At 63.9% G+C, this 22,500-nt stretch carries 15 protein-coding genes and 2 pseudogenes; 14 read left to right on the forward strand and 3 right to left on the reverse strand.

Features of this window, described 5'->3' with window-relative positions:
• Positions 1-6: 6 nt before the first annotated feature.
• The 9 genes from pilW (at position 7) to QIY50_15360 (ending at position 9,790) form a co-directional block, all read left to right on the forward strand.
• The gene (gene pilW / locus QIY50_15320) at positions 7-768 is read left to right on the forward strand and encodes a type IV pilus biogenesis/stability protein PilW (GenBank protein WGV18817.1); all 762 of its coding nucleotides are present in this window, start codon (positions 7-9) and stop codon (positions 766-768) included.
• A complete protein-coding gene (locus QIY50_15325) occupies positions 765-1,808 on the forward strand; it encodes a DUF4115 domain-containing protein (protein ID WGV18818.1) in 1,044 nt (347 codons plus the stop codon). Before pilW ends, QIY50_15325 begins: the two co-directional genes overlap by 4 nt.
• Before the next feature lie 3 nt (positions 1,809-1,811).
• Entirely contained in the window at positions 1,812-2,921 is a 1,110-nt protein-coding gene (gene ispG, locus QIY50_15330) for a flavodoxin-dependent (E)-4-hydroxy-3-methylbut-2-enyl-diphosphate synthase (GenBank protein WGV18819.1), read from the forward strand.
• Between the two features lie 25 nt (positions 2,922-2,946).
• Positions 2,947-4,236 (forward strand): histidine--tRNA ligase, encoded by a 1,290-nt coding sequence (hisS, locus tag QIY50_15335; protein WGV18820.1) that lies wholly within the window; start codon positions 2,947-2,949, stop codon positions 4,234-4,236.
• A gap of 39 nt (positions 4,237-4,275) precedes the next feature.
• The gene (locus QIY50_15340; GenBank protein ID WGV18821.1) at positions 4,276-4,914 is read left to right on the forward strand and encodes a tetratricopeptide repeat protein; all 639 of its coding nucleotides are present in this window, start codon (positions 4,276-4,278) and stop codon (positions 4,912-4,914) included.
• Positions 4,915-6,057: an outer membrane protein assembly factor BamB gene (gene bamB, locus QIY50_15345; GenBank protein WGV18822.1), complete on the forward strand. Its 1,143-nt coding sequence runs from the start codon at positions 4,915-4,917 to the stop codon at positions 6,055-6,057.
• Between the two features lie 116 nt (positions 6,058-6,173).
• Positions 6,174-7,637 (forward strand): ribosome biogenesis GTPase Der, encoded by a 1,464-nt coding sequence (gene der, locus QIY50_15350; protein WGV18823.1) that lies wholly within the window; start codon positions 6,174-6,176, stop codon positions 7,635-7,637.
• A gap of 225 nt (positions 7,638-7,862) precedes the next feature.
• Positions 7,863-9,011 carry a pyridoxal phosphate-dependent aminotransferase gene (locus QIY50_15355; GenBank protein ID WGV18824.1) on the forward strand — a complete coding sequence of 383 codons (1,149 nt, stop codon included), beginning with the start codon at positions 7,863-7,865 and terminating at the stop codon, positions 9,009-9,011.
• Positions 8,999-9,790, forward strand: a complete 792-nt coding sequence (locus tag QIY50_15360; protein ID WGV18825.1) for an amidohydrolase — start codon at positions 8,999-9,001, stop codon at positions 9,788-9,790. The genes QIY50_15355 and QIY50_15360 overlap by 13 nt, the downstream gene beginning before the upstream one ends.
• A gap of 128 nt (positions 9,791-9,918) precedes the next feature.
• Here QIY50_15360 and QIY50_15365 read toward each other — a convergent pair whose 3' ends face one another.
• Positions 9,919-12,474 carry a sulfite reductase flavoprotein subunit alpha gene (locus QIY50_15365; GenBank protein WGV18826.1) on the reverse strand — a complete coding sequence of 852 codons (2,556 nt, stop codon included), beginning with the start codon at positions 12,472-12,474 and terminating at the stop codon, positions 9,919-9,921.
• Positions 12,475-12,726: 252 nt separating this feature from the next.
• A pseudogene (locus QIY50_15370) lies at positions 12,727-15,001 on the reverse strand (TonB-dependent siderophore receptor).
• Positions 15,002-15,223: 222 nt separating this feature from the next.
• Here QIY50_15370 and QIY50_15375 point away from each other — a divergent pair.
• Positions 15,224-15,904, forward strand: coding sequence for a Fe2+-dependent dioxygenase (locus tag QIY50_15375; protein WGV18827.1), 681 nt, complete (start codon positions 15,224-15,226; stop codon positions 15,902-15,904).
• A gap of 3 nt (positions 15,905-15,907) precedes the next feature.
• Positions 15,908-16,657, forward strand: a complete 750-nt coding sequence (locus tag QIY50_15380) for a tetratricopeptide repeat protein (protein ID WGV18828.1) — start codon at positions 15,908-15,910, stop codon at positions 16,655-16,657.
• Between the two features lie 156 nt (positions 16,658-16,813).
• On the opposite strand, the gene QIY50_15385 is transcribed toward QIY50_15380, so the two are convergent.
• A complete protein-coding gene (locus tag QIY50_15385) occupies positions 16,814-17,977 on the reverse strand; it encodes a type III PLP-dependent enzyme (protein WGV18829.1) in 1,164 nt (387 codons plus the stop codon).
• A 493-nt stretch (positions 17,978-18,470) separates the two neighbouring features.
• On the opposite strand from QIY50_15385, the gene QIY50_15390 reads away from it, so the two are divergent.
• The 3 genes and pseudogenes from QIY50_15390 to QIY50_15400 all read left to right on the forward strand — a co-directional run bounded on the left by QIY50_15390 (position 18,471) and on the right by QIY50_15400 (position 22,485).
• On the forward strand, positions 18,471-18,968 hold the full coding sequence (locus tag QIY50_15390; GenBank protein WGV18830.1) for a sigma-70 family RNA polymerase sigma factor: 498 nt from the start codon (positions 18,471-18,473) through the stop codon (positions 18,966-18,968).
• A 20-nt stretch (positions 18,969-18,988) separates the two neighbouring features.
• Positions 18,989-19,945 (forward strand): FecR family protein, encoded by a 957-nt coding sequence (locus QIY50_15395; GenBank protein WGV18831.1) that lies wholly within the window; start codon positions 18,989-18,991, stop codon positions 19,943-19,945.
• A gap of 108 nt (positions 19,946-20,053) precedes the next feature.
• Positions 20,054-22,485: pseudogene (locus QIY50_15400) on the forward strand (TonB-dependent siderophore receptor).
• Positions 22,486-22,500: the final 15 nt, after the last annotated feature.

Consider the following 22,500-nt stretch of genomic DNA (forward strand, 5'->3'; position numbering starts at 1 on the left):
TTGCCCATGAGCCTGCGCGCCGCGCTGTCGATCCTTGCGCTTTCGCTGCTGGCCGGCTGCGTGTCGGGCGGCACGGGAGACCCCCTGGCCAGCCGCCAGGGCAGGGCCGAGGCGGGGCGGGCCTATGTGCAGCTTGGGCTGGGTTATTTGCAACAGGGTTTGACCGGGCAGGCCAAGGTGCCGCTGGGCAAGGCCCTGGCGCTGGATGGCGGTGATGCCGATGCGCACGCCGCCCTGGCGCTGGTGTTCCAGGCCGAAGGCGAGCCGTCGCTGGCCGAAGCGCACTTTCGCAAGGCGCTGCAGGCGCGCACGGGCAGCACGCGAATTCGCAACAATTACGGCAGTTTCCTTTATGCTCAGGGGCGATTTGTCGAGGCCGAACAGATGTTTCGCCTGGCCAGCGCCGATACCCTGTATCCTGAGCGCTCACGCGTGTACGAGAACCTGGGCCTGACCGCCCTTAAGCTCGAGCGCCGCGACCAGGCCCATGCGTATCTGCTGAAAGCTTTGCAACTCAACCAGCGGCAACCGAAAGCGTTGCTGGAAATGGCTGAGTTGTCCTACGAAAACAGGCATTATGTGCCGGCCCGGGACTACTACGATCGTTTCAGCCAGTTGAGTGACCACGATGCCCGTAGCCTGCTGCTGGGCAGCCGCCTTGCCAGGGTATTCGACGAGCAGGGCACACTGGCCGAGCTGGGCCAGCAATTACAACGACTTTATCCCGGTACGCCGGAATATCAGCAATACCTGTCGGAGCAACGATGAAAGCCGCGCATCCCGAAGTAGCAGTAGCGCCTGGCCAGAACCCCGGTGAGCTTTTGCGTCAGGCCCGTGAGAAGCGGGACTGGTCACAAGCCGAGGTGGCCCGCAAGCTCAACCTCACTGTCAGTTCGTTGAACCACGTGGAAACCGGCGCCTTCGACAAGCTGCCGGGGCATACCTTCGCCCGTGGTTATATCCGCGCCTATGCCAAGCTGATGGACCTGGACCAGGCTGCCCTGGTGGAGGCCTTCGACCGTTACACCGGCACCCACGCCAAAGGCAGCGACGTGCACTCGCTGGGCCGTATCGAAGAGCCGGTGCGCCTGTCGCACAACATCCTGCGTGGCGTCAGCCTGCTGCTGCTGGTGGCAGTTGTGGGCGGCGGCTTCGTCTGGTGGCAGGACCAGGGCAGCCTGCGTGGCAAGGAGCTGGCCAAGATCGCCCTGGAGCACGTCGAAGTCGAAAGCGCCGACGGTACCACCCAGATTCACCCGCTCGATGAACCTGAAGATCAGGCCGTTTCCGCTGGCCAGCAACCCGAGAGCGCACCGCTGCCGCTGGAGCAGGGCGCTGCCGAACAGCCTGCCGCCGCCGAACCTGCACCGGCGAGCCCGGCGCCTGCCGCTACCGCTGCCGCAGTGCCGGCACCGGCCCAGCAGGCGCCTGTGCCACCGGTCGCCAGTGTACCTGCTACCGCGCCCGCGCCGGTTGCCCCGGCCCCGGCGACAGTTGCACCCGCTACGCCTGTAGCGGCCGTGGCCGCTGCCGCCGAGCCTGCCGCCCCGGCCGCAGTGCCCGCCGGCAGCGCCAAGGTGGCCATCCAGTTCGTGGCCGATTGCTGGACCCAGGTCACCGACGGCAACGGCAAGGTGCTGTTCAGCGCCATCAAGCGCAAGGGGGACAACCTCGAGCTGACCGGCAAGCCGCCGTTCTCGGTACGCCTGGGCTTTGCCCGTGGCGCCCAGGTCAGCTACAACGGCCAGGCCGTCGATGTTGCCCCGTTCACCAGTGGCGAGACCGCTCGCCTGAAGTTGGGACAGTAAGTCATGCACGGCGAATCTCCGATCAAACGTCGCGAATCCCGCAAAATCTGGGTCGGCAATGTGCCGGTGGGTGGTGATGCCCCCATCGCGGTGCAGAGCATGACCAACACCGACACCAACGATGTGGCTGCCACCGTGGCGCAGATCCAGCGCCTGGTCGATGCCGGCGTGGACATCGTGCGCGTGTCGGTACCGGACATGGACGCCGCCGAGGCGTTCGGCCGCATCAAGCAACAGGTCAGCGTGCCGCTGGTTGCCGACATCCACTTCGACTACAAGATCGCGCTGCGCGTGGCCGAACTGGGTGTCGACTGCCTGCGTATCAACCCGGGCAACATCGGCCGTGAAGACCGTGTGCGTGCGGTGGTCGATGCCGCCCGCGACCGCGGTATCCCGATCCGTATCGGCGTCAACGCCGGCTCCCTGGAAAAGGACCTGCAGAAGAAGTACGGCGAACCGACCCCGGCGGCGCTGGTCGAGTCGGCCCTGCGCCACGTCGAGCATCTGGACCGCCTGGACTTCCAGGACTTCAAGGTCAGCGTCAAGGCCTCCGATGTGTTCATGGCCGTCGAAGCCTACCGCCTGCTGGCCAAACAGATCGTGCAGCCGCTGCACCTTGGCATCACCGAAGCCGGTGGCTTGCGCTCGGGGACAGTGAAATCCGCAGTCGGCCTCGGTATGCTGCTGGCCGAAGGCATTGGCGATACCATCCGTATCTCGCTGGCGGCCGACCCGGTCGAAGAAGTGAAAGTCGGCTACGACATCCTCAAGTCGCTGCACCTGCGCTCGCGCGGCATCAACTTCATCGCCTGCCCGAGCTGCTCGCGGCAGAACTTCGATGTGGTCAAGACCATGAACGAGCTGGAAGGGCGCCTGGAAGACCTGCTGGTGCCGTTGGACGTGGCGGTGATCGGTTGCGTGGTCAACGGCCCGGGTGAGGCCAAGGAAGCGCATGTCGGCCTGACGGGCGGTACGCCGAACCTGATCTACATCGACGGCAAGCCGGCACAGAAGCTGACCAACGACAACCTGGTCGACGAGCTGGAAAAGCTCATCCGCCAGAAAGCGGCCGAAAAGGCCGAAGCCGACGCGGCGCTGATCGTCCGTGGCTGACACACAGAATTCGTAAGGACTTTTCGTGAGCAAATCGCTGCAAGCCATCCGTGGCATGAACGACATCCTGCCGGAACAGTCGCCGCTGTGGCGCTACTTCGAAGGCACCGTGGCCGGCCTGCTGGACACCTACGGGTACAGCCAGATCCGCACGCCGATCGTTGAATTCACCGAGCTGTTCAAGCGCTCCATCGGTGAAGTGACCGACATCGTCGAAAAAGAGATGTACACCTTCGAGGACCGCAACGGCGATTCGCTGACCCTGCGCCCCGAAGGCACCGCCGCCTGCGTGCGTGCCGTGCTCGAGCATGGCATCACCGGCAACGGCCAGGTGCAGAAACTGTGGTACATCGGCCAGATGTTCCGCCACGAGCGCCCGCAGAAGGGCCGCTACCGGCAGTTCCACCAGATTGGTGTGGAAGTGTTCAACCTGGACGGCCCGGACATCGACGCCGAGCTGATCATGCTGACCTGGCGCCTGTGGGGCCTGCTGGGCATCCAGGATGCGGTCAAGCTGGAACTCAACAGCCTGGGCACCAGCGAAGCCCGTGCGCGCTACCGTGACGCGCTGGTCGAGTTCCTCTCGGCGCGCCTGGAGCAACTGGACGAAGACAGCCAGCGTCGCCTGAAAAGCAACCCGCTGCGCATTCTCGACAGCAAGGACCAGAACACCCAGGCGGTGCTGGTCGGCGCGCCGAAGCTGGAAGACTACCTGGACGAAGAGTCGCGCGTGCACTTCGAGGGCCTCAAGGCCCGCCTGGACGCTGCCGGCATCCCGTTCGTGATCAACACCAAGCTGGTGCGTGGCCTGGACTACTACAGCAAGACCGTGTTCGAGTGGGTCACCGACAAGCTCGGTGCCCAGGGCACCGTCTGCGCCGGTGGCCGTTACGACGGCCTGGTCGAGCAGATGGGTGGCAAGCCGACCCCGGGCGTCGGTTTCGCCATGGGCATCGAGCGCCTGATCCTGCTGCTGGAAACCCTGGGCAAGGTGCCCGAGTCCATCAGCCGGCAGATCGACGTCTACCTGTGCGCCTTTGGCGAGCAGGCGGAGCTGGCCGGCCTGCGCCTGTCCGAAGGCCTGCGCGACCGTCTGCCGGGCCTGCGCCTGGCAGTCAATGCCGGTGGTGGCAGCTTCAAGAGCCAGTTCAAGAAAGCCGACAAGAGCGGCGCGCTGTTCGCCCTGATCCTCGGTGATGACGAGCTGGCCAGACAAGAGATCGGCTTCAAGCCCCTGCGTGGACAGGGCGAACAACAGAACATTGCCTGGGATGCTCTGGCAGAGCACCTGGAAACCGCGATCGCGCAGGCGTAACGCGGTTCAACAAGCGAATAGGCGAAAAGGAGTATTGGGGTGTCGAGTACCGATGATGAACTGGCAGGGGTCAAGGACTGGTGGAACCGCAACGGCAAGCCGCTGCTGACCGGTGCCCTGCTGGCTGGCGTGGTGGTGTTGGGCTGGAATACCTGGCACAAGTACCAGAACAATCAGTCGCAAGGTGCCTCGCAGCTGTACCAGGCCTTGCTGGAAACCAGCCTGACGCCGACTGGCCAGCCTGACGCGACCAAGGTCGCGGAACTGGCCGGCAAGCTCAAGAGCGAGTTCGGCGGTACCGCCTACGCCCAGTACGGCAGCCTGTTCGTGGCCAAGGTCGCGGTCGAGAGCGGCAAGCTCGACGACGCTGCTGCCGAGCTGAAGGGCGTGCTGGACAAGCCGGCCGATGCCACCCTGGGCGAAATTTCGCGTCAGCGCCTGGCACGTGTTCTGGCCGCCCAGAACAAGGCAGAGGACGCCCTCAAGCTGCTCGACGGCGACGCCGACAAAGCCTTCCTGGCCAGCCGCGAAGAGTTGAAAGGTGACCTGCTGGTGCAGTTGGGCCGCGCCGACGATGCGCACAGCGCCTACGAGAAAGCCAAGGCTGCGCTGTCCGATGAGGCGGCGGTCGGTGGCCTGCAATTGAAGCTGGATGACTTGGCCAAAGGGGACGCGTAAGTGATCGGTTGGAAACATGCAGCAGTGCTGACCCTGGCCGTACTGGCCGCAGGTTGCAGCAGCAACAGCAAGAAGGAACTGCCCCCGGCCGAGCTGACCAAGTTCACCGAGGAAGTGGTGCTGAAGAAGCAGTGGAGCCGTTCGATCGGTGACGGCCAGGGCGAGACCTACAACACCCTGGTACCGGCCATCGAAAACGACCGTATCTACGCTTCCGACGTTAACGGCGAAGTCTTCGCCCTCGACCGCATCACCGGCGACGTGGTGTGGAAGAAGGACCTCGAGCTGCCGGTATCCGGCGCTGTCGGCGTGGGTTACGGCCTGGTCATGATCGGCACCCTCAAGGGTGAAGTCATCGCGCTGGACTCCAGCACCGGTGAGGAGCGCTGGCGCTCCCGCGTGACCAGCGAAGTGCTGGCCCCGCCCGCCAACAACGGTGACGTGGTGGTGGTGCAGACCCAGGACGACCGCCTGATCGGCCTGGATGCCGCTACTGGCGACCGCCGCTGGATCTACGAAAACACCCCGGCGGTGCTGACCCTGCGTGGTACCGGCGCGCCGATCGCCACCAACCGCCTGGCCGTCGCCGGCCTGTCCACCGGCAAGGTGGTGGCGGTGGACATCAACAACGGCGTGCCGGTGTGGGAAAGCCGGGTGGCGATTCCGCAGGGCCGTTCCGAGCTGGACCGTGTGGTCGATATCGACGGCGGCCTGCTGCTGTCGGGTGGTACCCTGTACGTCAGCACCTACCAGGGCCGCGTTGCGGGCCTGGACCTGGAAAGCGGCCGCGTGCTGTGGCAGCGCGATGCCTCCAGCTATGTGGGTGTCGCCCAGGGCTTCGGCAACGTCTACGTCAGCGAAGCTTCGGGTACTGTCGAAAGCGTCGACGAGCGCTCGTCCAGCGCCCTGTGGAGCAACGACACCATGGCTCGCCGCCAGCTGACCGCGCCTGAGGTGTTCTCCAGCTACGTGGCGGTAGGTGACTTCGAGGGTTACCTGCACCTGCTGAGCCAGGTCGATGGCCGCTTCGTCGGCCGTGAGCGTATCGACAGTGATGGTCTGCGTGCCCGCCCACTTGTGGTCGGCGACACCATCTACGTCTTCGGCAACAGCGGCAAGCTCGAGGCACTGACCATCCGCTGAAGCTATGCTTGAAGCCTTGCGGGCTTCAAGCCGCGGCGCAGGACGCGCCGCCCGAACTCCGGCCGCTGCCTTGCAGCGGCCTTTGCATTTTCAAGAATTCAAGAGTGGAGAGCCGAATGGTTCCCGTAATCGCCCTGGTGGGCCGCCCGAACGTCGGCAAATCCACCATGTTCAACCGCCTGACCAAGACCCGCGATGCCATCGTCGGTGACCTGTCGGGCCTGACCCGTGACCGCCAGTACGGTGATGCCAGCTGGCAGGGTCGCTCCTTCATCCTGATCGACACCGGCGGTATCACCGGTGACGAAGTGGGCATGGACGAAAAAATGGCCGAGCAGTCGCTCATGGCCATCGAAGAAGCCGACTACGTGCTGTTCCTGGTCGATGCCCGCGCCGGCATGACCGCCGCCGACCAGATGATCGCCGAGCATCTGCGCAAGCGGAACAAGGAAGCGATCCTGGTTGCCAACAAGATCGACAACATCGACGCCGACGTCGCCCGCGCCGAGTTCTCGCCGCTGGGCATGGGCAACGCCATTCCGGTAGCTGGTTCCCAGGGCCGTGGCATCAACGCGCTGATGGAAGCCGTGCTTGGCCACATCCCGCGTGACCAGGTCGAGGAAGCGCTGGATGCCGAAGTCGCCGAAGGCGAAGAAGCGGTGCGTATCCCCGGCCCGAGCGAGAAGGATGGCATCAAGATCGCCATCATCGGCCGCCCTAACGTCGGCAAGTCGACCCTGGTCAACCGCATGCTCGGCGAAGAGCGCGTGGTGGTATACGACCAGCCGGGCACCACCCGCGACAGTATCTACATCCCGTTCGAGCGCGATGACGAGAAGTACACCTTCATCGACACCGCCGGCGTGCGCAAGCGCGGCAAGATCCACGAGGAAGTCGAGAAGTTCTCGGTGGTGAAGACCCTGCAGGCGATCAAGGACGCCAACGTGGTGATCTTCGTCATGGATGCCCGCGAAGGTGTGGTGGACCATGACCTGAACCTGCTGGGCTTCGCCCTGGAAGCCGGCCGCGCCATCGTCATTGCGCTGAACAAGTGGGACGGCATGGAGCCGGGCGAGCGTGACTACGTGAAGACCGAGCTGGAACGCCGGCTGTTCTTCGTCGACTTCGCCGACATCCACTTCATCTCCGCACTGCACGGCACTGGCGTGGGCCACCTGTACAAGTCGGTGCAGGCTGCGTTCAAGTCGGCGGTCACTCGCTGGCCGACCAGCCGCCTGACGCAGATCCTCGAAGATGCCGTGAGCGAGCACCAGCCGCCGCTGGTCAACGGCCGCCGCATCAAGCTGCGCTATGCCCACCTCGGTGGTGCCAACCCGCCGCTGATCGTGATCCATGGCAACCAGACCGACAAGATTCCGAAGTCGTACTCGCGTTACCTTGAGAACACCTACCGGCGCGTGCTGAAGCTGGTCGGTACGCCGATCCGCATCGAGTACAAGGGCGGTGAGAACCCGTATGAGGGCAAGAAGAACACCCTCACAGACCGCCAGGTCAACAAGAAGCGCCGCCTGATGTCGCACCACAAGAAGGCCGAGAAGAAGCGCCGCGACAAGCGCTGATTCCGCGTCAGCTTCTTCGCGGGCTTGTCGGGTCGCCGCACCGCCGCTCCCACAGGGACTGCACAAGCCACAGGTTTGTGGGGTACCTGTGGGAGCGGGCAAGCCCGCGAAGAGGCCCATTGATCCAAAGCAATCCCCCCATTGTTTCAACCTTTTTCCTGACCGCCCGATCCGCTATGCTCGGACTCCACCCCGTGCCGGATACACCCCAGGAAAGAGGGCTCCATGATCCGCAGCAAACTGCCGAATGTCGGCACGACCATATTCACCACCATGTCCCAGCTCGCCGTGCAGACCGGCGCGCTCAACCTGTCGCAAGGCTTCCCCGACTTCAATGGCCCGCAGGCCCTGCTCGATGCAGTGGGCCGGCATGTGGCTGCCGGGCATAACCAGTATTCGCCGATGACCGGCCTGCCGGCCCTGCGCCAGCAGGTGGCAGCCAAGGTCGCGCGGCTGTATGGCGTGCAGGTGGATGCCGACCAGGAAGTGACCATCACCCCAGGCGCCACCGAGGCGATCTTCTGCGCCATTCAGGCAGTGGTGCATGCCGGTGACGAGGTTATCGTTTTCGACCCGTGCTACGACAGCTATGAGCCGTCAGTGGAGCTGGCCGGTGGCCGCTGCGTGCATGTACAGCTGAGCGACGGTGACTTCCGCATCGACTGGCAGAAGTTCAGCGATGCCCTCAGCCCGCGCACGCGCATGGTCATCCTCAATTCGCCGCACAACCCCAGCGGCGCACTGATCACCAGAGAAGACCTCGACCAGCTGGCCAGGCTTATCGCTGACCGCGATATCTACCTGGTCAGCGACGAGGTTTACGAGCACCTGGTCTACGACGGTGTGCGCCATGCCAGCGTGCTGGCCCACCCGCAGCTGTACCCGCGCGCCTTCGTGGTCAGCTCGTTCGGCAAGACCTACCACGTCACCGGCTGGAAGACCGGTTACGTGATCGCCCCACCGGTGCTGAGCGCCGAGCTGCGCAAGGTGCACCAGTACGTCAACTTCTGCGGCGTGACGCCGCTGCAGTGCGCCCTGGCCGATTTCATGGCCGAGCACCCTGAGCATATCGATGAACTGCCGGCGTTCTACCAGGCCAAACGTGACCTGTTCTGCGGCTTGCTGGAGGGCTCGCGGTTCCGCTTCACCCGCACGGCGGGTACCTATTTCCAGCTGGTGGACTATTCGCAGATCCGCCCGGACCTGAACGATGTCGACATGTCGCTGTGGCTGACCCGTGAGCACGGCGTGGCGACCATCCCGGTGTCGGTTTTCTACCAGCAACCCATCCCTGAGCAACGCCTGGTCCGCCTGTGCTTTGCCAAACGAGAGGAGACGCTGCGTCAGGCAGCGGAAAGACTATGCGCGATCTGAGCGAACTGCCGAACCTGAAAATCGCCTTGGTGCAAACCACCTTGGCCTGGCATGACCGCGAAGCCAACTTTGCGCACTTCGAGGTGCTGCTGGAGCAGGTAGGCGAGGTGGACCTGGTGATTCTGCCGGAAATGTTCACCACCGGTTTTTCGATGCAGTCGGAAAGCCTTTGCGAGCCGGAGAACGGCCCGACCTACAAGTGGCTGAAAGCCCAGGCGAAGAAGTACAACGCGGTGATCACCGGCAGCGTGATCATCCAGGCCGCCGATGGCAGCCACCGCAACCGCCTGCTGTGGGCGCGACCCGACGGCGAGATCCTGCACTACGACAAGCGCCACCTGTTCCGCATGGCCGGCGAGCACAAGCACTACACCCCGGGCGAGCGCCAGGTGCAGTTCGAGCTCAAGGGCTGGCGGATTCGCCCGTTGATCTGCTACGACCTGCGCTTCCCGGTGTGGAGCCGCGATGCCCAGGACACCGACCTGTTGTTGTACACCGCCAACTGGCCGGCTGCGCGCCGCCAGCACTGGAACCGGCTGTTGCCGGCGCGCGGTATCGAGAACCTGTGTTATGTGGCGGCGGTCAACCGGGTGGGCACCGACGGCAAGGGCTTTGCCTATTCCGGCGACAGCCAGGTGCTGGATTTCCAGGGCGAGAGCCTGCTCAGCGCGGGGGAGGCCGACGGAGTGTTCACCGCAGTCTTGAGCGCTGCGGAGCTGGCGGCCTACCGGGCCAAGTTCCCGGCCAACCTGGATGCTGATACCTTCGAACTGCACTGACAGCCTGTACCGGCCTCTTCGCGGGCTTGCCCGCTCCCACAGGTACTGCACAGCTTTCGAGTCCGTGAGCACCCTGTGGGAGCGGGCAAGCCCGCGAAGAGGCCGGCACTGATTACATCAACCGGTAATCAATACACATCCCGCCGATACCGCCCATCCTCGATCAGCTGCTGCACAGCGGCTTCCCCGAGGATACCGTTGAGCGCCGCATCCACTCCCGCAGCCATCCCTTGCAGGCTGCCACATACATACACACAGGCGCCATCCACAACCCAGCGCTTGAGCTCATCAGCCTGCTGCAGCAACACATCCTGTACATACACCTTCTCGGCCTGATCCCGCGAAAATGCCAGGTCCAGCCGGGCCAGGTCGCCGCTGTCCAGCCAGCCTTGCAACTCGTCACCACACAGCAGGTCATGTGCCCTGTTACGTTCACCGAACAGCAGCCAGTTACGCTGCTCGCCAGCATTCACCCTTGCCCGGATCAGGCTGCGCAGGCCGGCCAGGCCGGTGCCGTTGCCGATCAGAATCATGGGAGCTGCGCTTTCCGGCAGGTGGAAGCTGCTATTGCGCCGCAGGCGCAGGCTCAGCGTACCGTTCAGTGGCAGGTACTCGGTCAGCCAGCCGGAACCCAGACCCAGGCTGCCATCGGCGTGGCGTTCCTGGCGCACGATCAGCTCCAGTACGCCATCGCTGGCGATCGAGGCGATCGAGTACTCGCGGCTGCCGATCGGCACCAGTGCATCGACCAGTGCTTGCGGCAGCAAGCCGATCAGGTGATCGCGACGGCTCGGCAACTGACGGCCGGCCAAGGCTTGGGCGAGGGTTTCGCTCAGGCCATTCACTTGTACCTTGGCCCCCGCGTCCAGCGCCATGCCATCGAGGAAGGCATCGATCCTTGGCTGACCGTTGAGCGGCAGGATCTCCACCAGGTCGCCAGCTTCCCAGCTGGCGGGCTCTTGCGGTCGCAGGCCGAGCAGGTACACCGGCTGGCCCTGGCTGGCCGGGTTGAGCAGTTCGCGGTGCACCAGTGACCAGTTGCCGAAACGCGGCGGCTGCCAGGCGGCCACCGGCTGGGCGCCGGTCAGTTGCGCCAGTTCCTGCTGCCACTGCTGCAGCGCGGCCTGGTCGGCGTTGTCCACTTCCACCGGGCTGAACGCACTGCTGGCGCCTCGCTCGCCCAGCCATGCCTGCAGGCGGCGAGCAAAGCCGCAGAAGTGCGGGTACTGGCGGTCACCGAGGGCGAGCAGGGCATAGCTGAGGTTGTTCAGCGCCCAAGGCTGGCCCAGCACTTTGCGCTCGAACGCGCGGGCGCTGTCGGGGGCTTCGCCGTCGCCGAAGGTGCTGACCACGAACAGCGCACGACGGGCCTGACGCAGGTCGTTTTCACCCAGGTCGGCCAGGGCGCGCACCTGAACCGGCAGGCCGGCTGCCTGCAGCTGCCCGGCGCTCTGCCAGGCCAGTTGTTCGGCAAGGCCGCTCTGGCTGGCGAAGCCGATCAGCCAGCTGTCGCCACTGCCGTTGCTGTGGGCAACGTTGCCACGGGCGGCGCGTACCTGGCGCTTCTTGCGGCGGCGGTCGAGGTACAGCAGCCAGCCGGTGACAAAGAACAGCGGCATGGTCAGGCTGGCGAGGGTGACGATGATGCGCCCCGGCAAGCCGAAGTATTCGCCCACATGCAGGGCGTAGACGCTCTGCAGCAGCTGGGCCTTGAAGGATTTGTCGGTGTAGCGGTCATGTCTTTTCACCTGGCCGCTGGCCGGGTCCAGCACCAGGGTGTTGAAGGCACGCGGGTGGTCGGCATTGTCCAGCAGGTAGAACAGGTTGGCCGGCTGGCCACCAGTCGGTGGCAGGCGCAGGTTGTACATGGCCAGGCCCGGGCCTGCGGCGTCCTTGAGGTTGGCCCAGATTGCGTCATAGTCGACCACCAGCGGCGGGGCGTTCTTGTCGACCTTCTGCGGCCCGTGGCGGCCACGGCCTTCGCCACGCTTTTGCTGTTGGCCTGCGGCCGGCGTGTCGGCCAGCAGCTTGTTCAGGCCTTCGCGGTACCACTCGTAGGACCAGAACAGACCGGTCAGGGCGAACAACAGGTAGAACAGCAGGCACCAGGTGCCGGCCACCGCGTGCAGGTCCCAGTTGAAGGCACGGCCTTTCCTGGCCCAGTCGAAGGTCAGCCAGGTGCGCCAGTCCAGCGCCCGGCGCGGCCAGCGCAGGTACAGGCCGGAGAGGCAGAAGAACACCAGCATCAGGGTGCAGGCACCGGTGATCTGCCGGCCGCTGTCGCCCATGGCCAGGAAGCGGTGCAGGTTGAGCATGAGGTTGAAAAAGCCTTGCCCGGCCACCTCGCCCTTGAGTTCGCCGGTGTACGGGTCGGCATAGCGCATCTGGCCACGGCGCTCGCCCGGTGGCGGGGTGAAGGCGACCCGTGCGGCGTTGCCTTCGCGCACATCGACCCACAGCATCGCCACCTTGTCGTGTTGCTGGGCCTCGACCCGACGTACCAGCTCGGCCGGCGGTAGCACGCCTTCGGCGCGCACTTCTACCTTGAGCACATCGGCATTGAACGCGCGCAGCAGTTCTTCCTGAAACGAGTACAAGGCCCCGGTGATGCCCATCAAGGCCAGCACCAGGCCAGCGGTGATGCCAAAGAACCAGTGCAATTGGAACAGCGTCTTCTTCACCACATGATCACCTTGTGTTTCTGCCGCACACTGCGCGGCGTGCATTATGCCTTGATACGCAAACGCCCCGCTCACGGGGATGAACGGGGCGGGGGCTTCTGTTAGTGGTCGCCTGTACTGGCCTCTTCGCGGGCTTGCCCGCTCCCACAGGTACGCCACAGGGCTCGAGGGCTATGCTGCCCTGTGGGAGCGGGCGAGCCCGCGAAAGGGCCGGCACAGGCGCAGCCCATTCAACAGATCAACCCCATCCCGGCATCAGAAGTGGAAGCTGGTGGTCAACAGCGCAGTCCGCCCGGCGGCCTGGTTGGCATAGTGCCCGCTGTAGGCCTTGTCGTAGTAGACCTCGTTGGTGAGGTTCTGCACGTTCAGTTGCAGGTCGACATGCTTGGTCAGCTTGTAGCTGGCCATGGCGTCGTAGCGCCAGTACGAGTCGACCATCACGCTGTTGGTGGTGTTGCCGAACACTTCATCGACGTAGAAGGCACCACCACCAAGGGTCAGCTTCGGCGTGACGTTGTAGGTGGTCCACAGGGTCAGGCTGTGGTTCGGTGTGTTAGGCAGTTGATTGCCATCGTTGTAACCCTCGATGAACACCGTACCGACCCGCTGCGCGCCGCCGTCGACCAGCTTGGCATCCAGGTAGGTGTAGCCGGCGAACACTTGCCAGGCGTCGGTCAGCTTGCCGCTGGCGCTCAGCTCCAGGCCATCGACACGGGTCTTGCCGATGTTCTGGTAGGTGTTGTTATCGACCAGTACACGGGCGTCTTCCTTCTCGGTGCGGAAAATGGCTGCGGTCAACGCCAAGCGTTCGTCGAGCAGATCCCACTTGGTACCGATTTCGTAGTTGGTGGTTTTTTCCGGTTTCAGCTCGCTGGTCGTGGTGGCCGTGACCAGCGCGTTGCCGTCGGAACCTTCGCCGAGCGAGGCGCCAGGCGGGGTGGCGGAGGTGGCATAGGAAACATAGATGCTGCCGTTGTCGGCAGGTTTCCAGGTCAGGCCCAGTTGGCCAGTGACGAACTCACTGGTGTCTTCGGTCTTGAAACTTGTAGAACCGTTGGCCGCTTTGGTCTTGACCTTGGTGTCGAAGTGGTCGTAACGCAGCCCCATGGTCAGCAACCAGGCCGGGTCCAGCTCCAGCGTGTCGGTGAAGTAGATGGCGCGGGTGTTGCCAGCCGTATCGGCGCCGGCTTCGGTGCGGCTGATGGTGCCGTCCCACTGTTCATGCGGGTTGGGGTTCGGGAACGAGGTGCAGACACCGGAAATCTGCCCTGTTGCACTGGAGCAGTTGCCGGCGCCGAAACCGGTGACGTCATAGCCCGATTTCACCGAGGTTTCCCGGCTGAGTTCGATACCGGTGGAGAAGCTGTTCTTCATGCCGCCAACGTAGAAATCCCCATACAGGTCGGTCTGGTTGGTGGTCGTACGGGTGTTGGCGACACGGTTGTTCGGGCGACGCCAGACTTCACCGTTGAGGATGTTGCCCTTGCTGTCGTCTGGCTGGCTGTAGATGTAGTCCTGCAGCGTATTGCCGTGGCGCAGGGTGTTCTTGATGGTCAGCGCGTCGCTCAGGTCGTGCTCGATGCTGATGGTCGAGATGTCTGCGCGGCTCTTGGAGAAATCGCGACCGACCAGGCCGTAGTAGTTGCTGCTGCTAACCGCCGCCGTGGGTCGGCTTGTCCGGGTTGGCCGAGGTACGAGCGGCCGAGCTGCCGGAGCGCAGGCTGTAGGGAATACCCGAATCCGGCAGGTCGTCGCTTTCCACGTGGTAGTAGTCAAGGCTCACGCGGGTATCGGTGCCCAGGCCGAACACCAGCGAAGGTGCCACGCCCCAGCGGTCGTAGTTGACCTCATCGCGGCCAGCGACATTGCTTTTGTGGGTCATCAGGTTCAGTCGGCCGGCGACGCTGTCGCTGAACTGGTAGTTGCCATCCAGGGTGTAGCGCTGGGTCTGATCGCTGCCCCAGGTCCAGGCGCCGTCGAGCGAATTGCCCAGGTGCGCACGCTTGCTGACCATGTTGATGGTGCCACCGGCAGCGCCACGGCCAGCGATCGAGGAGTTCGGGCCCTTGGCCACTTCCACCGACTCGATGGCGAATATTTCGCGGGTTTGTGAACCGGTATCGCGCACACCGTCCAGGTACATCGAGCTCTGGCTGTCGAAGCCACGGATGAATGGGCGGTCGCCGGACGGGTTGCCACCTTCGCCGGCACCCATGGTGATGCCTGGCACGGTGCGCAGGGCGTCCTGCAGGGTCAGGGCGCTGGTGTCCTTGATCACTTGTTGCGGGATCACGGTGACCGAGCGCGGGGTGTCTACCAGCGGCGCGGTGTACTTCTGCGAGGAGGCCTTGTCGACTTTGTAATCGGTGCTGGCCTGTTCAGCCTTGCCGTTGACGCTGGTGGCGTCGAGGGTGATCGCGCTGTTGGCGGCCGGGTCGGCGGCGTAGGCCGACGAGGCGCTGAGGGCAACGCCGATGGCAGACACGATCAGGCGTGGTGAGCTCACTGCAGATGGTACGGACTGGCGCATTGCTTAGGACCTTCCCCAAGGTGTAGAGGCCGCGGATGTTAATGTAAGCAATTGTGACTCACAATTGAGAGTCGTTACCATTCGTGAAGAATTTACAATCTTTACAATTTGCCATTACGGTTTCATCAAGCTGAAACGTCTTAGGCGGCGAATGGGGCTTGTGAAGCGCAAAAGGGAATCAATATCATTGGCGCCTTTACATTTGCCAACGGTGCTGCCGCCATGCTGCTTCACATCCCCGGTCTGTTCGATGCCGATGAACTGGCCCGTATCCGCGAGGCGCTGGAGCAGGCCGACTGGGCTGACGGCAAGATCACGGCTGGCTACCAGTCGGCCAAGGCCAAGCACAACCTGCAGTTGCCGGAAGGTCACCCGCTGGCCAAGGAGATCGGCAGTGCGTTGATCGACCGCTTGTGGCAGAACCCGCGCTTCATGTCCGCAGCCTTGCCGCACAAGGTGTTCCCGCCGCTGATCAACTGCTACCGCGAAGGCGGCAATTTCGGCTTCCACATCGACAACGCCTTGCGCCAGCCCAAGGGCAGCCCGGAGCGGGTGCGCACCGACCTGTCGTCCACGCTGTTTCTCAGCGAGCCGGACAGCTATGACGGCGGCGAACTGGTGATCCAGGACACCTATGGCGTGCAGCAGGTGAAGCTGGCTGCCGGTGACCTGGTGCTGTACCCCGGCACCAGCCTGCACAAGGTCAACCCGGTGACCCGTGGCCAGCGTTACGCCGCGTTCTTCTGGACCCAGAGCCTGGTGCGCGAGGACAGCCAGCGGGCATTGCTGTTCGAGATGGACAATGCCATCCAGCAATTGACTGCCGATGTGCCGGACCACCCATCACTGCTGCAGCTGACCGGCACCTACCACAACCTGCTGCGCCGCTGGGCCGAGGTCTGAGCCATGTCCTATCAGTTGCGGCGTGAAGAAGTGGTGGATGTGGCCGGTTTGCAGGCCATGCTGGAAGAAAGCCCTGGCAAGGCCGCCCAGGCGATCCTGGCGGCGGCGGGGCAGGGCGCGGTCGAAGCGCAGTTGCTGTTGGGGCAGATTCTGCTCGACGGGCGTGGCATCGAAGCCGACGCCAGCGTAGCCCGGCGCTGGTTCGGCATTGCCGCGCAGGGCGGCAGTGCCATGGCGCACAACATGCTGGGGCGTTGCCTGGAGCATGGCTGGGGCGGCAGCGCAGACCTTTCGCAGGCCGCCATCCACTATGCCCAGGCAGCCGATGCCGGGCTGGACTGGGGGCTCTACAACCTGGGCAACCTGTTCGCCACCGGGCGAGGGCTACCCGTCAACCAGGCGCAGGCATTGATGTGTTACGAAAAGGCCGCGCACATGGGGCATGCCAAGTCGATGAACCTGTATGGGCGTTACCTGGAGCAGGGTATCGCCACGGCGCCTAGTCCGGCTCGGGCGGTGCGCTGGTATCGGCGTTCGGCCGAGGCGGGGGATTTTCGTGGCATGTTCAGCCTGGGGCTGGTGTTGGTCGAGCGTGGGCAGGTGGCGGAAGCCGCGCCTTGGCTGGAGAAAGCACGGGTCGAGGGGAACATGAATTTCCTGCGCGCGGCACTGGTGACCTTGCAGGGTGCGGGGCCGGTGTTGATGGCCTTTGCGGGGCGGTATGCCGACGAGATCGAACGGCGAGGAAACTGAGGTTGCCTGTGCCGGCCCTATCGCCGGCAAGCCAGCTCCCACAGGGATATCACTGCCCGGCAGGCTTGCGCTGTACCTGTGGGAGCGGGCGTGCCCGCGAAGAGGCCGGTACAGGAAAGCACAGATGAAAACGGGGCCTTGCGGCCCCGTTTTGCATTACAGGTAGTAGGCCTTCAGCGGCGGGAAGCCGTTGAATTCCACTGCGCTGTAGCTGGTGGTGTAGGCGCCGGTCGACAGCCAGTACAGGCGGTCGCCGATGGCCAGGTTCAGTGGCAGGCCGTACTTGTAGTGCTCGTACATGATGTCGGCGCTGTCGCAGGTCGGGCCGGCGATGACCACTTCTTCGGTCTCGCCTTTCTTCTCGGTCCAGATCGGGAACTTGATGGACTCGTCCATGGTTTCGATCAGGCCGGAGAACTTGCCCACGTCGGTGTAGATCCAGCGCTCGACGGCGGTGCGCGACTTGCGTGCAACCAGTACCACTTCGCTGACCAGGATACCGGCGTTGGCAATCAGCGAACGGCCTGGCTCGAGGATGATTTCCGGCAGGTCGTCACCGAAGTCTTCCTTCAGGAAGCGGATGATCTCTTCGGCGTAGGTTTCCAGGCTGTTGGTCCGGGTGATGTAGTTGGCCGGGAAGCCGCCACCCATGTTGATCAGCTTCAGCTCGATGCCGTCTTCTTCCTTCAGGCGCTCGAAGATCACCTTGACCTTGGCGATGGCGGCGTCCCACACGCTGATGTCGCGCTGCTGCGAGCCCACGTGGAAGGAAATGCCGTAAGGCACCAGGCCCAGGTCGCGGGCAAGGATCAGCAAGTCCATGGCCATGTCGGTCTGGCAGCCGAACTTGCGCGACAGCGGCCAGTCGGCAGTGGTCGAGCCTTCGGTGAGGATACGCACGTACACTTTCGAGCCCGGCGCGGCCTTGGCGATGTTGCGCAGGTCGGCTTCAGAGTCGGTGGCATACAGGCGCACGCCCTTCTCGTAGAAGTAGCGGATGTCCTTGGACTTCTTGATGGTGTTGCCGTAGCTGATGCGGTCGGCGGTTACGCCGCGGCCCAGTACCTTGTCCAGCTCGTAGATCGAGGCGATGTCGAAGCTCGAACCTTTTTCCTTGAGCAGGTCGATGATCTCGACGGCCGGGTTGGCCTTGACCGCGTAGTACACCTTGGCGAATTCGAAACCGGCACGCAGGTCGTCATAGGCCTGGCTGATCATCTGGGTATCGATGAGTACGAACGGGGTTTCCTGCTTGTCGGCGAACGCCTTCATTTTCTGGAAAGTGTCACGCGCGAAATAGTCTTCGACCTGGATCGACATGCTCAGGGACTCCATGGGCAAACTGAAAGATTAAGTGGCTGCAAACTGAACGCCCTCCGTATCCCCACTTTGGTTCGCCTACTCAGTACTTGAGCCGGATGGATCGTTTCCAGCATGGACGTTCGGCGCGCACTTTAGGGCGTGAAGAATGCAGAATCAACAGGCAATCCGGGCGTGATCGACGCGGATCGACGACCAGCCATTTGAATAACCGACTCGTGTGACCGGCTGATGTTCCCCACAGTGTTTCAAGCGTAAAAAATTGTGGAATGGACCGCGCTGGCCCCTTTGCGGGCACGCCCGCTCCTACAGGCATCGCGCGATTCCTGTGGGAGCGGGCGTGCCCGCGAAAGGGCCCCAGGTGTTCATATTTATGGCCACATTTCCTTGCACCGCCGTGCATGAAAAAGACGATAAATTTTTTGTTACCGACTGGCGGAATTGCCGGTTTTGATGAGAAACATTACTATTCGCACCCTTGTCCGCCTCCCTGATGACCCCGACCGTGTCCGGACCCAAAGGCTTCCTCGACCACTACCATGAGCTGATCGGCACCTGGACGCGCAAGTTGCGCAGTCGACAGCAGGCCGAGGACCTCACCCACGATGCCTTTGTCCGGGTGCTGGAAAACCCGCGCGAGCAGGTCGAGCAGCCTCGTGCCTACCTGCACCAGACCGCACGCAACATTGCCGTGGACGGGTTCCGTCGCGAGGACCGTCGTCAGGTCCTGGAGCTGGAAGCCTTCGACGAAGGCGTGGCCGGCAGTGGCGACCCCGAGGCCTACGTGCAGGCGCTTGAGCTGGCCGACAGTGTCGAGCGGGCGCTGGCCGAACTGCCGCTCAAATGCCGGCAGGTGTTCATCTGGCAGAAGCTCGAAGGCCTGACCCAGGCCGAGATCGCCGAGCGCATGGGGTTGAGCAAGAACATGGTCGAAAAGTATATGATCCGCACGCTCCGGCATCTGCGTGAGCACCTGGATGTGTCGGCTTGATGAGTCAGGAGACCTTTTCGATGAAACAGCACGGTTCCGTCCGCGAGCAGGCGGCGGCATGGTTCGCCCGCGTGCAGGATGCGCCTCGCGATGCCGTGCTGCAGGCGCAACTGCACGCCTGGCTGGAAAGCGATGTACGGCACCGTGAAGAGTATCAGCAGCTCGACCGCCTGTGGCAGGCCGCCGGTTCCATCCCCCGCCAGCGCCTGGAGGCGCTGTGCCAGCCGGCCGCGGTACGCCATTTGCCACGTCGACGCTTCGTGCGCCAGGCCTTGGCCGCCAGTGTGGCCGCACTAGCGTTGGGCCTGGGCTGGGGTGGCTGGCACTACCAGCAACTGAATCACCAGGGCAGCGTGCAGACCGCCTTCAATGAACGCCGGCAGGTGGACCTGCCGGACGGCTCGCACCTTGAACTCAACGGCAGCACGCACGTGCAGGTCGCTTTCAGCGCCGGCCAGCGGCATGTCCGGCTGATGGCGGGTGAAGTGATGTTTACCGTCGCGCATGACAGTGGCAGGCCGTTCGTGGTCGACACTGCCCAGGGTAGCGTGACCGTAACCGGTACCCGATTCGACGTCCGCCTGGACCCGGCCAGCACCCGCGTGGCCGTGGAGCAAGGCTCGGTGCGTGTGCAGGGCAAGGGCGCCTCGGTGGCGCAACTCACGGCGGGTCAAGGCTCGCATATAGATGCGCAAGGCCAGGTGGCTGTGCCCTATAGGGTAAATACCGGCGCCCTGACGGCCTGGCGCCAAGGCAGGCTGGTGTTCGACAACGCCACCCTGGCCGAGGTGGTTGCCGAAGTTTCGCGCTACCGCAGCCAGCCGCTGCGGATCGCCCCCGGCAAAGTCGCGCAGTTGCGGCTGTCCAGCACCTTCAGCACCGACGACACCGACGCGCTGCTGCGCGCCTTGCCGAGCATCCTGCCGGTGGCCATCAAGGCCCATGAAGATGGCTCGCGCGAAATAATCGCGAAATAGATTCAGGTTTTTTTCCGCTCGTTCGTCTTCCCCGCCAGCTGCAACTGCCAAGCATTTCCATTTGCATGCGGTTGGCGTTTATTCCGTATTCCAGGAAGTTTCGACGACGTGAACAACAACAAGCCCTTCCCACGCTTCCGCGCCGTGGCGCTGGCCCTGGCGGTCAGCGCCGTGACCGTCAACAGCCAGGCCGCAGAGACCGGCAGCACCATCCAGATCCAGGCCCAACCGTTGGCTTCGGCGTTGAACCAGCTCGGCCAGCAGACCAACCTGCAGCTGTTCTTCAGCCCCGAGCTGGTAGCGGGCAAGCAGGCCCCGGCGGTGTCCGGCCAGCTGGCACCCGAGCAGGCGCTGCAGCAACTGCTGCAAGGCAGTGGCCTGACCTACGAGATGTCCCAGGGCACCGTGGTGCTCAAGCCGGCCCAGGCCGATGCCACCCTCACCAGCGGCAGCCTGGAGCTGGCGCCTACCGACATCAAGGTGGTCGGTGACTGGCTGGGCGATGCCCAGCAGAGCGTGGTGCAGAACCACCCCGGCGCACGCACCGTGGTACGCCGCGAGGCGATGGTGGAGAAGGGCGCAATGAATGTGCGCGACGTGCTGCGTGGTATCCCGGGCGTACAGGTGCAGGACTCCAACGGCACCGGCGGCAGCGACCTGTCGCTGAACGTGGGCGTTCGCCCGGCCTGACTTCACGCCTGTCGCCACGCTCCACGGTGCTGATCGACGGCATCCCGGCCGCCTTCGCACCCTATGGCCAGCCGCAGCTGTCGATGGCGCCGATTTCCTCGGGCAACCTCGACAGCATCGATGTGGTGCGTGGCGCCGGCTCCGTGCGCTATGGCCCGCAGAACGTCGGCGGGGTGATCAACTTCGTCACCCGGGCGATCCCGGAGAAGGCTTCGGCCGAGCTGTCCACCACCCTGGAAACCTCACAGCATGGCGGCTGGAAGCACACCGAGTCGGCTTTCGTCGGCGGTACGGCGGACAACGGCATGGGCGTGGCGTTGCTGTACACCGGGGTGAATGGCAACGGTTACCGTGAAAGCAACAACGGCAACGACATCGACGACGTCATCCTCAAGACCCACTGGGCGCCGACCGACGTTGACGAGTTCTGGCTCAACTTCCACTACTACGACGGCCGTGCCGACATGCCTGGCGGCCTGACCCAGGCGCAGTACGACAGCAACCCGTACCAGTCGCTGCGTGACTACGACTACTTCGCCGGCCGGCGCAAGGACGTGTCGTTCAAGTGGCAGCGCCAGCTCGACGACGCCACCCAGTTCGAAGTGCTGACCTACTACACCGACAGCTTCCGCGGCAGCGCCATTGCTTCGCGCGACATGAAGACCCTGTCTTCGTACCCGCGCAACTACCACACCTTCGCCATCGAACCACGGCTGTCGCGGATTTTCTTCGCCGGCCCGACCACCCAGGAAGTCAGCGTGGGCTACCGCTACCTGAAGGAAGCGATGCGTGAGCAGTCGACCCGCCTGGCGCTGATCGACAACGTGCCGACGCCCGCCCCCGGTTCCGACGGCCATGTGTTCCAGGACCGCAGCGGTGGTACCGAGGCCAGCGCCTACTACATCGACGACAAGATTGATGTGGGTAACTGGACCATCACCCCGGGTATCCGCTTCGAGCACATCAACACCGACTGGCGCGACCGCCCGGTGCTCGGTGCCAACGGCCAGCCGGTGCCGGAGAAGAAGCGCAGCATCACCAGCAACGAGCCGCTGCCGGCGCTGAGCGTGATGTACCACATTTCCGATGCGTGGAAGGTGTTCGCCAACTACGAGACCTCGTTCGGCAGCCTGCAGTACTTCCAGCTGGGCCAGGGTGGTACAGGCAACAGCACGGCCAATGGCCTGGAGCCGGAAAAGGCCAAGACCTACGAAATCGGTACCCGCTATGACAATGGCGGCTTTGCCGGTGAGCTGACGGCGTTCTACATCGATTTCGATGACGAACTGCAGTACATCAGCAACGATGTGGGCTGGACCAACCTCGGTGCGACCAAGCACCAGGGGATCGAGGCCTCGGTGCGCTATGACCTGGACGGGCTGGACCCGCGCCTGGCAGGGCTGTCGGTGAGCGGTGGCTACACCTATACCCGCGCTACTTATGAAGGCGACATTCCTGGCTTCAAGGGCCGCGACCTGCCGTTCTATTCACGCCAGGTGGCCACTGCCGGGGTGCGCTATGCAGTCAATCGCTGGACCTGGAACCTGGATGCCTATGCCCAATCCAGACAGCGCGCGCCGGGGACCGGGATCAATGCCGACGGCAGCTTCAACGGCGACTACATCACCGAGCCGAGTGCCGATGGGCAGTATGGCGATATTCCGGGTTACGTGACCTGGCATGCCCGTGGCGGGTATGAGTTCGGACCGGAAATGTCCAACCTGAAGTTGGCGGCGGGGGTGAAGAACCTGTTCGACAAACAGTACTTCACCCGCTCCAGCGACAACAATGCCGGCATTTATGTGGGCGAACCGCGAACGTTCTATGTGCAGGCCAGTGTAGGGTTCTGAGCCGAGATCGCCGGG

The organism is Pseudomonas putida (genome assembly GCA_029953615.1).
Taxonomy (GTDB): Bacteria; Pseudomonadota; Gammaproteobacteria; order Pseudomonadales; family Pseudomonadaceae; genus Aquipseudomonas.